Source organism: Arthrobacter sp. 7Tela_A1, from assembly GCF_049311065.1.
GTDB lineage: Bacteria > Actinomycetota > Actinomycetes > Actinomycetales > Micrococcaceae > Arthrobacter_B.
In genome coordinates this window covers 16319-28641 of record NZ_JAXIOO010000019.1, presented here as the reverse complement: position 1 = coordinate 28641, position 12323 = coordinate 16319, and the positions used below count along the sequence as shown (strand labels likewise).

Annotated in this window: 12 protein-coding genes; 5 read left to right on the top strand and 7 right to left on the bottom strand. The window is 65.5% G+C overall.

Annotated elements, in window-relative coordinates:
* Positions 1-10: 10 nt before the first annotated feature.
* The 3 genes from TVB01_RS09730 to TVB01_RS09720 form a co-directional block, all read right to left on the bottom strand.
* On the bottom strand, positions 11-385 hold the full coding sequence (locus TVB01_RS09730) for a VOC family protein (RefSeq protein WP_422455694.1): 375 nt from the start codon (positions 383-385) through the stop codon (positions 11-13).
* A gap of 88 nt (positions 386-473) precedes the next feature.
* A complete protein-coding gene (ligM, locus tag TVB01_RS09725; protein WP_422455693.1) occupies positions 474-1880 on the bottom strand; it encodes a vanillate/3-O-methylgallate O-demethylase in 1407 nt (468 codons plus the stop codon).
* Positions 1881-1893: 13 nt separating this feature from the next.
* On the bottom strand, positions 1894-3372 hold the full coding sequence (locus TVB01_RS09720; RefSeq protein ID WP_422455692.1) for an aldehyde dehydrogenase family protein: 1479 nt from the start codon (positions 3370-3372) through the stop codon (positions 1894-1896).
* Positions 3373-3535: 163 nt separating this feature from the next.
* Here TVB01_RS09720 and TVB01_RS09715 point away from each other — a divergent pair, with 163 nt between their 5' ends.
* The 3 genes from TVB01_RS09715 to TVB01_RS09705 are packed head-to-tail and all read left to right on the top strand — an operon-like array spanning position 3536 to position 6022.
* Positions 3536-4405, top strand: coding sequence for an aldo/keto reductase (locus tag TVB01_RS09715; RefSeq protein ID WP_422455691.1), 870 nt, complete (start codon positions 3536-3538; stop codon positions 4403-4405).
* 44 nt (positions 4406-4449) lie between these two features.
* A complete protein-coding gene (locus tag TVB01_RS09710) occupies positions 4450-5151 on the top strand; it encodes a type 1 glutamine amidotransferase domain-containing protein (RefSeq protein WP_422455690.1) in 702 nt (233 codons plus the stop codon).
* Between the two features lie 28 nt (positions 5152-5179).
* Entirely contained in the window at positions 5180-6022 is an 843-nt protein-coding gene (locus tag TVB01_RS09705; protein WP_422455689.1) for an SDR family oxidoreductase, read from the top strand.
* A gap of 18 nt (positions 6023-6040) precedes the next feature.
* Here the strand turns inward: TVB01_RS09705 and TVB01_RS09700 are convergent, their stop codons facing one another.
* From TVB01_RS09700 to TVB01_RS09690, 3 genes are all read right to left on the bottom strand, one after another.
* A complete protein-coding gene (locus tag TVB01_RS09700; RefSeq protein ID WP_422455688.1) occupies positions 6041-6496 on the bottom strand; it encodes a DUF3817 domain-containing protein in 456 nt (151 codons plus the stop codon).
* 93 nt (positions 6497-6589) lie between these two features.
* Positions 6590-7387 (bottom strand): nitrilase-related carbon-nitrogen hydrolase, encoded by a 798-nt coding sequence (locus TVB01_RS09695; protein WP_422455687.1) that lies wholly within the window; start codon positions 7385-7387, stop codon positions 6590-6592.
* A gap of 19 nt (positions 7388-7406) precedes the next feature.
* Positions 7407-8330, bottom strand: coding sequence for a DUF5996 family protein (locus TVB01_RS09690; RefSeq protein WP_422455686.1), 924 nt, complete (start codon positions 8328-8330; stop codon positions 7407-7409).
* Positions 8331-8521: 191 nt separating this feature from the next.
* On the opposite strand from TVB01_RS09690, the gene TVB01_RS09685 reads away from it, so the two are divergent.
* The gene (locus TVB01_RS09685; protein WP_422455685.1) at positions 8522-9823 is read left to right on the top strand and encodes a multidrug effflux MFS transporter; all 1302 of its coding nucleotides are present in this window, start codon (positions 8522-8524) and stop codon (positions 9821-9823) included.
* On the opposite strand, the gene TVB01_RS09680 is transcribed toward TVB01_RS09685, so the two are convergent.
* Positions 9820-10842 carry a LacI family DNA-binding transcriptional regulator gene (locus tag TVB01_RS09680; RefSeq protein ID WP_422455684.1) on the bottom strand — a complete coding sequence of 341 codons (1023 nt, stop codon included), beginning with the start codon at positions 10840-10842 and terminating at the stop codon, positions 9820-9822. The genes TVB01_RS09685 and TVB01_RS09680 overlap by 4 nt on opposite strands.
* Positions 10843-11006: 164 nt before the next feature.
* On the opposite strand from TVB01_RS09680, the gene TVB01_RS09675 reads away from it, so the two are divergent.
* Positions 11007-12314, top strand: a complete 1308-nt coding sequence (locus tag TVB01_RS09675; protein ID WP_422455683.1) for an ABC transporter substrate-binding protein — start codon at positions 11007-11009, stop codon at positions 12312-12314.
* The last annotated feature ends 9 nt before the right edge of the window (positions 12315-12323 follow it).

The window sequence follows — 12323 nt, the reverse complement described above, 5'->3', positions numbered from 1 at the left end:
GAGGTTCGTCCTAGGTCCCGCTCACGGCGGGCAGCTCCTGCAGCGACCACTGGTTGCCGTCCGGGTCGCTGAAGTACACGAAGGTACCCCAGTCCAGCGGCGTAATCTCGCTGGTCTCCACGCCGTGGTCCACCAGATGCTGCCGCGCGTCCGCAGCACTGGGGACCACGATCTGGATCCGTTGGCTGCCGGGGACCATGTCCGTGGTCCCCTCGCCGATCACCACCGAACAGGCGGAACCGGGCGGGGTCAGCTGGACGAACCTCAGGTTGTCATTGACCTGCTGGTCGAAGTCGTCCGCGAAACCCACCTGGTTCACGTAGAAGTTCTTGGCGGCGTCGACGTCGGACACCGGCACGGGAACGAGTTCTATTTTCCAGTCCATGGCGGCGAGCGTACGCCCTGCCCTTGCCGGGTCCAACTGACTAGCGGACAGGTTTAGTCCGCTTTATCAGGCCGGTACGTGGGGCCGGCTAGACTCCGGCTTTCCGCCATCCACCCTCCGTGTATTCCCTGCGGACAACCTCCGAGAACGGCACTGGGCTCACGTCCACGCTGACCTCATACTGCCGGTGCGGTTCAACCGAGGATTTGAGGGTGCCGCCGTCCGGCTCCCCCCAGACCACCTTGAGTTGGCTGCCAAGCTCAACCTCGGGGCTGACTACCGCCAGTGAGAGCGGCCGTTTCTCATTCCACGAGTACCCCGTGAACATGGACACGCCCACCACGTTTCCCGCGGCATCCACTACGGAATCGAAGTTCGAGGCCCCGTAGTTGGCATTGGGCAGGTCGAAGAACTTATAGGGAAGTTCCTCCTTCTGGTACATGGAAGCGTGAATTGCAGCTACATCATCTCCGTCCCAGGCCAGAGTGACCTTCTTGCGCTGTGCCTGCGGATCCATCGATTCAAGGGCCTCTCGGCCGATGAAGTCGTGGTCGTACTTGATGAAGGAGCCGTAGCCGAGTTCCCAGGGTGTGGTGTAGTACCCCTCGACGGAGTCCGGCACATAAGAACCGGCAACTGCAGAGTTCGCCTCATAGCTGTCGGCCCCCAGCCATGACCGGTAATCCCGCAGCTCCTCCCCGCTGTAGATCCCCGGCAGCGGAGAGGGAATCCATCCAGACTCGAAGGTATTGCAGGAGTACGCCCGCGAACCGGCAGCCTCCAACCCAAACTCGGCGCCTGCTTCAAGAATGGTTTCCCGTATCCGGTCATAATCCTTGTAGGGGCCCCAGAGCTCCAGGCCCGGCGCTCCTGCCATCCCGTGGCGCAAGGTCCGTACCCGGGTTCCGCCCACAACCATGTAGGACATGTTGAAGAATTTGAGCTGCTCCAGCGGGCCGCCGTGTACCTTCTCGATGACGTCCCAGGCCCGCGGGCCCTGGATCTGCAGCCGCCAGCACTCGCGCGCAACCGCCTTACCCATGGGACGCGGGGGCGACCGCCGGTCGGTTCGGAGTTCGACGTCGTAGCCTCCCTTTTCCGCGTTGTAGAGCAGCCAGTTGGCTGCGGGAGATCGGCCCACGTAGACATATTCTTCCTCTGCTTCGTGGAACAGAATCCCGTCTCCGATCACGTGTCCGCGGGGCGTCACCGGGACGTACTGCTTGGCCTTGTCCACCGGGAAATTCGCCGTCGAATTGATGGCCGTGTCGGAAATCAGCTGCAGTGCGCCCGGCCCGGAGATAAACAGGTTGTCCATGTGGTGGGACTGGTCGAACAGCACCGCCGATTCCCGCCAGGACCTGGCTTCATTGCGCCAGTTCGTGAACTCGGCGGCCACTACCGGGTAAACGTACGCCCCGACCTGCACGTTGCGCAGATGTTCTACCGCGTCCGGGGAGGCGTCCAGTACCTCCTGCAGGGAAGCATGCGTCATGCTGCGTGGCCCCTCACAGTGCCCCTTCATCCAGATGGGCAATGGAACGGGTGTCCTGGAAGGCCCGGACGCCGTGGATTCCCTGCTCCCGGCCCATGCCGGACTGCTTCATGCCGCCGAACGGGGCACGCAGGTCCAGCCTGGTGGCGCCGTGGTCATTCACCCAGACGTAACCGCACTCCAGGCGGCTGCCAACGGCGTTCGCCCGGCCCGTATCCTGGGTCCATACGGACCCGCACAGACCCGCCCAGCTGTCGTTGGCGGCGGCCACGGCTTCATCGTCGGTGTCAAAGGCCATGATCGGAATGACGGGCCCGAACTGCTCCTGGGTTACCACTCGCAGGTCCGGGGAGGGGTTGAGGACCAGCGCCGGCTTCAGGAAGTTGCCCTCCCGGAGTTCCGGTTCCTCCGGCAGCCGTCCGAACTCACGGACCTCGGCGCCTGCCTGCCTGGCCTCGTCGATCAGCTCACGCACGAAGTCGCGCTGGGCCGGAGAATGCAGGGGCCCCATGGTGACTCCCTCCTCGAGCCCGTACCCGATGACCACCTTTTCCAGACGGCTGGCGAGCCCGGCCACCAGTTCCTCCATGCGGGAGCGATGCACATAGATGCGTTTGGCATTCATGCAGATCTGGCCGGTGGTGTCGAAGACCGCTGCGTACAAGCGGTCGAGCCGGGTCTCGTCGAGCAGTGCATCGTCCAGGAAGATTGCGGCGTCGTTGCCGCCCAGTTCCAGGGTTACCCGGGTCAACGTCCCGGAGGCTGCTTCCATAATTCGTTTCCCGCCTCCGACGCTTCCGGTGAAGCAGACCTTGGCGACGTCGTCGTTCCGGATCAGTCCGGACATTTCCTCATCCCGGCCGGTGACCACGTTGATCACCCCGGGCGGCAGCTTCTCGGCTACCCTCTGCACAATCCGGGTGGTGGCCAGCGGAGCGGTGGGCGGCGGCTTGACGATCGCAGTGTTGCCGGCGAGCAGCGCGTGGGGCAGGGACGCCCCGAGGATGGCCACGGGCCAGTTGAACGGCACGATCACCGTCACCACTCCCAGCGGCTGATAGGTGACGCTGGTCCGCACCGGAATGCCCGGAGCGGTTTCCAGGATCTCCTCACGCTCGATGTCCCCGGCCAGGGCCAGGGCGAGCTGCCACCGGATCTCGAAGACGAGCGCATCGACCCAGCTTTCGCTGACGATCTTGCCGTTTTCACGCGAGAGGATGGCGGCGTCCTCATCCCGCAGGTCAGCTATGCCGGCGATCGCATCGGCCATCTGCGCGGCCCGGTCCTGCGGGCTCAGCGCAGCCCAGGCCGGGAAGGCTGCCTTCGCCGCTGCCACGGCGTCTGCGACATCCCGCGCAGTTGCCGCGGCCGCATAACCTGCAGGCATCCCGGGCCGGGCAGGGTCAGCCACCTCAAGCGTGTCCTCCCCAGCCCGTTCCTCACCCCCAATGTAGAGCCCTGTCACCACCTCGGTGGAAGTAGTTTCCGTCATCGCAAACACTCCTTCAATTCCATAGCTGTCGTCTCGGCTTTCTCCGGAAACTACAGAATGCACGCCGTTGGCCGGCCGCAACAGGGCAAAACGTACCTTGTTTGCGGACGAAAGATCAGGGTGCTGAGGAATAAGCCCTTGGGGGCACGCTGTTGCCGCCTATATGACCGAGCAGACTGTAGAACCCGACCTGTCCCCGACCATCGACCTCAAGGACCTCGGCACCGTGAACCGCCTGGGCTTCGGCGCCATGCGCATTGTCGGCCCCGGCGTCTGGGGCGAGCCGGAGAGCCGCGGAACCGCTGTGGAAGTGGTGCGCCGCGCCGTAGAACTGGGCGTCGATTTCATTGACACCGCTGATTCCTACGGACCCAACATCAGTGAAGAGATCATTGCCGAGGCGCTCTACCCCTATCCCGACGACGTGCGGATCGCTACCAAGGCTGGCTTCGTTCGCACCGGCCCGGACGAGTGGATTCCACTGGGCCGCCCGGAGTACCTGCGCCAGCAGGCCGAGCTGAGCCTGCGCAAGCTCAAGGTGGACTCCCTGGACCTGTTCCAGCTGCACCGCATTGACCCGACCGTCGACGCCGAGGAACAGTTCGCCGTGCTGCGGGACCTGCAGCAGGAGGGGAAGGTCAAGGCCCTCGGCCTGTCCCAGGTCAGCGTGGAACAGCTGAAGGCAGCGGAGAAGTACTTCACGGTTTCCACCGTGCAGAACCGCTACAACCTCACCGACCGCTCTTCCGAGGACGTCCTTGAATACGCCACCGCGAACGGGATCGGCTTCATCCCCTGGGCCCCGGTTTCTGCCGGCGAACTGGCCAGGCCCGGAGGCGTGCTCGACGTTGCCGCCAAGAAGCTCGGCGCCACCACTTCCCAGGTCGCCCTGGCCTGGCTGCTGAAGCGTTCACCTGTCATGATGCCGATTCCCGGCACCGGCTCGGTGGCCCACCTGGAAGAGAACCTGGGCGCCAGGGACCTGGTGCTCGACGACGCGGCTTTCGCCGAGATCGACGCCGCAGCCGGCTAGGAGAGCCGGCCCCTGACACACTCCCCCCGAAGGAAGGACCCCCCATGAACAACATCCTGATGGTTGTCTCCGCCGCCGATTCCCTGACCATGAAGGACGGATCTGAACACCCCACCGGCTTCTGGGCCGAGGAACTGGTTGAAGCGCACCGCACTCTGGCTGAAGCCGGACACCGCATCACGTTCGCCACTCCCGGTGCCAAGGCCCCCACGGTGGACCAGATCAGCCTGCAGCCCGACCAGGCCGGGGGCGAAGAGAAGGCCGCACACCTCACGTCCTACCTCGAGGAACTGCGCCCGGAACTCGAGAAGCCGATGGCGCTGTCCGACGTCGTGCCCCTGGAATACGACGCCGTTGTCATCCCGGGCGGGCACGGCCCGATGGCGGACCTGGCCACGGACTGGGACATGGGACGGATCCTCATCGCAGCGAACGACGCCGGAATGATCATTGCCCCGTTCTGCCACGGCCCGGCGGCGCTGCTCAGCGCCGAGACCCCGGAGACCGGATTCGCCTTTTCCGGCCGCCGCCTGACCGTCTTCACCAACGAGGAAGAGCTCACCGGCGGCACCGGCGAGAACACCCCGTGGATGGTGGCTGACGCGCTGGCAGAAAAGGGCGCCGTCGTGGATTCCGGGCCGGCATGGGAGAGCTTCGTCGTCACCGACGGGAACCTGGTCACCGGCCAGAACCCGCAGTCCAGCGTGGATGTGGCCCGCCAGGTCCTCGCCTCCCTGCCGGACTAACCTGGTCAGTTGCTGGCAGACTAAAGCCATGACTGTCCTGATTGCCGGCTGCGGCGACCTGGGCACGGAAGCCGGCCTGCGGTTTGCCGCGGCCGGCTTTCCCGTGCTCGCGTGGCGCCGTTCGCCCGAGAAGATTCCCGCACCCCTGGCCGGCCAGGCCGCCGACCTCACCGGCACCCTGCCGCAGGTTCCCGCGGACACCGAGGTCGTAGTCATTTCGGTGGCTGCCCGCGAGCGTACCGAGGCTGCCTACCGGGCCGCCTACGTGGACGGCACGGCAAACGTCCTGGACGCCCTGGAGCGCGACGGCGTGCGTCCGCGGCGGATCCTGTTCGTCTCCTCGACGGCGGTGTACGGCGACGCCGGCGGCGGTTGGCTGGACGAGGAGTCCCCCGCTGCTCCCGCATCGGTGACCGGCGCCGTCATCCGCGATGCCGAGGACCTGCTGCACTCCCGCCGCCCGGATGCTGTGGTGCTGCGGCTGGCGGGGATTTACGGACCCGGCCGTACCCGGCTGATCGATCAGGTCCGTGCCGGCGCGCCGGATCCCGGACCGGGACAGCTGACCAACCGGATCCACCGGGATGATGCCGCCGCTGCGATCGTGCACCTGACCACCGCGGTGCCGGAGCCGGCTCCGCTGTATCTGGGGGTCGACGACGAGCCGGTGGAGCAGCGTGAAGTTCTCGCCTTCCTCGCCGCGGAGCTGGGCACGCCGCTGGCGCCGCAGGAACCCCGCAGCTCAACCCGAGGCGGCAACAGGAAGCTCTCCAACGCCCGCCTGCGCGCCACGGGCTTCGAGTTCGCCTACCCGACCTACCGCGAGGGCTACCGCGCGGTGCTGGCCGGGGCCGGTGTGCGGCACGGCTGAGCCGGAATTCGTGCTGGCTTAGCCCTTGGGAATGGGCGGACCGAGGTAGAGCAGGATCAAGAAGACAACCACGACGCCGGCCACTGCCACCAGGGCTGCGGCCACGGGCCGGCGCAGCACCAGTGCCTGCACCTTGTCCACGAAGTTCTTGGGCTCCTCGCCACCCGGGCCCAGGCGCCAGCCGCCGTCGAGCATTCCGCGCTTATCCAGCGACTTCTCGAACGGGATGGTGGCCCAGGGAACGACGGCGAGCGCCACACCCAGGACGCCGGTGGCAGCGGACCACTTCTGGTTCACCCACACAAACACCGTCACTGCGGCATAGGACAGGAAGACGAAGCCGTGCAGTCCGCCGGCGATCGGCGTGAAGGCTTCGTTGCCGAACGCGTACTTGGCCACCAGGGCCGCGATCAGGAGAGTCCACGTCACCGCCTCGGCGAAAGCCAGGGTGGTGAACAGCTTGCGGGGTGTCATGGAGCAGGGCCGCCTTCCAAGGGGGTTTGCCAACATTATGTCAGCATGGCCCTGCGTGCCCCTAATTCAGGACTGGCCCCCTTTCCAGGGACCCTAGCGGTACAGCTCCGGACGAATGTCCTGGGCATAGGTGTTCAGCCGCCGCGCCCGCTGGACCTCATCCGGGTGGATGTCCGTCAGCAGCAGCTCCTCCCCGCGCGCGGCGGCCGCCAGCAGCGTTCCGTACGGCGAGGCGATGACACTGGTACCGGTGAAGTCCGGGCGGGCGTAGTTCGCGTAGGCGATGTACACCCCGTTCTCCAGTGAGCGGGCCGGCACCAGCAGGGTGGAGATCCGTTCCGCATTATAGGTATGCAGGGGCTGCGGGCCGCCAACGTCCCCGGTGGCGCGCACCGCCGTCGGAATGCACAGCAGGTCAGCGCCAGCCCGGACCGCGGAGCGGGCGTACTCCGGGAACTCGATGTCATAGCGGATTCCCAGCGCCACCCGCAGACCGCGGAAAAGCGCTGCCCGGGGCACTCCGGCGCCGGGGGTGAAGGCTCTGCGTTCCTCCTCGCCGAGCAGGTGTGCCTTCCGGTACCGCAGCAGCTCCGCACCGGTTTCGTCAAAGAGCGAGGCGGCGATGAAACGGGTGCCGGCCTCGTCCTCCACAGTTGAGGCGACGACGCCGATGCCTTCCTCATCCGCGATGGCGGCCAGCTGCTTCCTCAGCCCCGCGCCGTCGGACTCCGCCGCACGTGCCGGCGCATAGCCGGTGGCGAAAAGCTCCGGGGTGATGAGAAGGTCAGCTCCCGCTTCAGCGGCGCGGACCGCGGACCGCCGGATCAGGGAGAGGTTCTCCTCTTGGGCACCCACCCGGGATGCAGCCTGCAAAACTCCGATCCGTGGCATTTCCGCTCCCTCCGGCCTTTTACCCTTGGGATGATGCGGCTGGATAGGCCAGCGGCTCGGTGATCCAGTCCAGGTCCGCCCACCGGTCCATCCGCTGCACAATCTCGAAGCTGCTCCGGCACATGTCCACCACGGCCTGCTCCGGATCCGGATAGGACAAGGCATCCTCCAGGGTGAGGATGAACTCGCTCATCTGCGTCCGGAATTCTGCGCGGTCCGGTCTGAGCATGGACGCGTAGCTCTCGATGCCGGAGATGAAGGGATACGGCATCCCAAAGAACGCGGGCTGGGACATCCGGACGTCGCCGGGCCAGAAGCCGTACTCCACGAACTTTTCGTCGAAGCAGTTCACCCCGACCATGTCCGTACCGCTGTACGGGGCGGCCTGACCGGCAAAGACCGAACCGCTGAGGTCCATGGTCCCGAAAAAGAACTCCGGCATGTCCACCTTGCCCCGGAACGGTGCCAGGAACCGGGACAGGCTCCGGTGGGCGAAGTGCAGATTCTCCAGGTAGGTTGCGATGGCCTCCCGGTCCCAGGAGTGGTGCTTGTTGTCCTGCTCGAAGGGAGTCTGGTCATAGAACTCCTGCGGGGTGGTGTTGATCACCGTGGCCATGCCGATGTAATCCAAGGCACTCATGAGCTGGGAGTAGAAGTCCGCGACGTTCAGCCCGTCATCGATGGGGATCCGGGCTTTGCCGCCGTCGGTGTTCTGCACGTCCACGTGGTGCTGGCGGAGGTTGAAGTAGATCTCGAAGCTGGAGCCGTTGCCCGGGATGATCCCGGTGCCGATACCGTCGATGGTCAGCGGCATGCGCACGTGGCCCCATTCGGGCCGCTTATCGCTGCGCTCGATCTTCACCTTGCCCGCCATTTGCAGGAAAAGATGGAGGGTGTCGGCGGTGTCCTGCCATTCGGTGTAATCGAGAATCCGTTTTTCCATGGGTTTCGCCTCGAATCGGTGGCTCGGTGCGGCGGGGACTCAGGAGTGCGCGGTGTTTTCCCAGTGTCGCGGTGTTTTCCCAGTGTGAAGAGCTGCCGGGTGCCGGTCAACGCCCCGGCCTGCTTCTGCATCCGGGACTATACTGACCATGGCCAGCACCCCTCACAACCCCTCCCTAGGAGCCTTTCCCGGTGCCCAAATCCCCCACCGCACGCAGCTCATCACGTTCCCGCAGCCTGAAGTACATCCTGATGCTCGGCGCATTGGCTGCCCTGCCGGCAGTCACCACCGACATGTACCTGCCGGCACTGCCCGCCGTTGCCGAAGACCTGGGCACCACGACGACGGCCGCCCAGTTCACGCTTTCCGGTACCTTGCTGGGAACGGCTGTGGGACAGCTGGTGATCGGACCGCTCTCGGACCGGTTTGGGCGGCGCCTGCCGCTGCTGATCGGCATCTCGATGCACATTGTGACGTCGCTGCTCTGCGCCATTGCCCCCAGCATCGGGCTCCTGATCGGGCTGCGGATTCTGCAGGGATTCTTCAACGCAGCAGCATCGGTGGTGGCCATCGCGGTTATCCGCGACCGCTTCACCGGCTCCGCTGCGGCGAAGCTGCTGTCCCGGCTGATGCTGATGATCGGCCTGGCTCCCTTGCTGGCGCCGACGCTGGGCCAGGCTGTTGCAGGGATCTGGGCCTGGCGGGCAGTGTTCTACGCCCTCGCGCTGATTGGCGTGATTCTGGTGGTGATCGTCTGGCGCTGGATGCCGGAAACCCTTCCGCCCGAACGCCGCCTGCCCAAGAAGATGAAGGGCGCTGCAAGAACCGGTGAACCCGGCGGGTACCGGATCCTGCTGCGCGACCGCCGCTTCCTCGCGTTCGCCGTCATTCCCGGCCTGTCGATGGGCATCATCATGAGCTATGTGGTGGGATCCCCGTTCGTGATGCAGGAAGAGTACGGTCTCTCCCCTGCGACGTTCGCGCTGATCTTCGCGGTCAACGGCGTCGCCATGGTGATCTCCTCCCAGGTGAACGCCTCACTGCTGAACCGCTTCCCCTCCGCGGGCATCCTGCGCATCGCTGCACCGGTACTGCTGGTGCTGGCGGTGATCCTGCCGATCGTCATTGCCACCGGTTTCGGCGGCGTGATCGGGCTGGTGGCCAGCCTGTGGGTGGTGCTGGGCATGCTGGGATTCATCTTTTCCAACGCAACCTCCCTGGCCCTGGACGGCTACGGCAATATGGCCGGAACGGCAGCTGCACTGCTGGGCTGCCTGCAGGTTGGGCTGGCTGGGCTGATCAGTCCGCTGGTCGGCGTCTTCGGCGGCACGGCGCTGTCGATGGCCGGGGTGATCATCGGCTGCGCCGTGGCCATCAACCTGGTCCTGGCAACAACGCCGGCCTACCGCCGCAGGGGCCTGCGTCTGGGCGGCTCCCCGAACCGGGCCGAGCCCGGGGACCCGGCCGCACAGGCCAGCGGTACCGCGCCCTAGCCGGCCGGAGGCGCGGCGGTGCTCTGCCGGATCACCAGCGAGGTCGAGAGGTCCAGGCGCGTGTTCTTGGGCTGTTCGCCGTCGCGCAGCATCAACACCATCCGCGCCGCTTCCTCGGCCATTTCGATCAGCGGCTGATGCACGGTGGTGAGGGCGGGCGAGGACCAGCGGGCTACCTGCAGGTCGTCGTAGCCAACTATCGAGAGCTCCTCCGGAATGCTGATGCCCAGCTGCCGGGCCGCGTCCAAGACACCCAGGGCCTGCAGGTCGCTGCCGGCAAACACCGCGGTGGGCCGGTCCGGTTGGGCGAGCAGCTCGAGCGCATGGTCCCGGCCGCCGTCGACGTGGAAGTTTCCGTAACGCACCAGCGCAGGATCAAACGGAAGCCCGGCCGTATTCAGGGCCGATCGGTAGCCGTCGATCCGGGCGAGGGAGCACATCAGGTCCTCCGGGCCGGTAATGGCAGCAATCCGCTGATGCCCCAGGTCGATCAGGTGCCGGGTCGCCATCATGCCCCCGGCCCAGTTCGCCGAACCTACCGACGGCACATCCGGGGCCGGGTCCCCCGCAGGGTCGATGATCACGAACGGTATGCCGCGGGATTCAAGCAGGCGGCGTGACTCGTGTGCCAGGTCGGCGAAGACCAGTACGACGCCGGCCGGGCGCCGCGCGATGACACCCTCCACCCACTCAGGCCCAGGCGAGTGGCGGGTGCCGCTTTCGGTAAGCACCACGCTCAGTCCGTGTTCACGGGCCACGTTCTCCACACCCCGGATGATTTCCAGCGCCCAGGCACTCTCCAATTCGTGGAAGACCAGCTCCAGCAGCCCTGACTTGGACCTGCGGCCGGCCCGGCGCTGGTAGCCGTGGCCATCCAGCAGAGCCTCAACTTTCGTTCGGGTTTTCCGCGAAACGTCGGCCCGGCCGTTGAGGACTTTCGAGATGGTCGAGAGCGAAACCTCCGCCTCGGCCGCCAGCTCCGCGAGCGTGACGCGCCCTGCTGCAGGCGTTTGTGCCATCTGTTTCTCCTCCACACGAAAAGGTCCCCGGCGTGAAGACGCAGCGAATAAGTGTTGCGGATCACATTCCTGCATCCTAAGCTAGCCGCATTCCAGAACTTTCGGCAAGTGTTTCGAAACTTTCGGAACAGCTTCCCGGAGGCCTTCCAGTGAGGAGCAGTTCAATGAGGAACAACCGCAGCTGGCTTAAACCAGCTACCGCAGCGGCCGGCGCCATGGCGCTGGGCCTGTCACTGTCCGCCTGTTCGTCTTCCGAAGAATCCGCGGGAAGCGACCGGCCCGAAAATGAAATCCACGTCCTGGTCTACGGCGATGCCGCCAACACGGTGGAAGAGGCCATGGTGGAGCAGTTCAACGAGTCTTCGGACGTGAAAGTCGTGCTCGACAAGATCCCGGGCGCTGAGTACCAGCAAAAACTGCAGACTGTCATCGACACCGACTCTGCTCCGGACATCTTCTTCAACTGGGGCGGCGGGTCCATCCAGGATTACGTGGATGCCGACCTGCTGATGCCGCTCGATGACTTCATCGAGGAAGAGCCGCAGCTGCGCGATGCCTTCCTGCCCTCGGTGTTCGAGACCGCCGTCGTGGACGGCACTCCGTACGGCATCCCGATGCGCGGAACCCAGCCGGTGCTGCTCTTCAGCAACGAGGAAGTGCTGGCCAAGGCCGGTGTCGACGGCGTTCCCGAGACCTGGGATGAGCTGCTCTCAGACGTCGAGAAGCTCAAGGCCTCCGGGGTGACCCCGATTGCCCTGGGCGGCGGCGACGAGTGGCCGATTCTCATGTGGGTTGAATACGTCTACGACCGCGTGGCCGGTCCGGAACTCTTCGATGCTGCCCTTGCCGGCGACCCCGAGGCCTGGGACACCGAGGAAAGCCGCGAAGCCCTGGGAATGCTGCGTGAACTGGTGGACACCGGTGCCTTCGGCACCAACTTCCAGTCGGTGAAATGGACCGACGACGGCTCCTCCACACTCCTGGCCAGCGGCCAGGCCGGATTCGAACTGATGGGATCCTGGGCCTACTCCACCCACCAGACCAACTCGCCGGAGTTCGCCGAGGCCTCCCTGGGCTATGGCGAATTCCCCACCGTTGAAGGCGGCCAGGGTGATCCGGAGAACCTGGTGGGCAACACGAATAACTACTACTCCGTGCTGGCCAACACCCGCTACCCGGACACCGTCCGCGATTTCCTGAAGCTCATGTATTCGGATGAGTTTGTCCAGGAACAGGTGGCCATTGGCAACCTGCCCACTACTACCAACACCGAGGAATTCCTGGACCAGTCCGCCGATCCTGAGTACGCACGTTTCCAGTACGGACTCGTGGAGCAGGCACCTGCTTTCCAGCTCTCCTGGGACCAGGCCTATCCGCCCTCGGCCACGCCGGTGATCCACGGCACCATGGCCGACTTCTTCAGCGGGCGGATCGATGAAGACGGCTTCATCGAAGCGATGCAGGGACTGTAGGGACGCCTG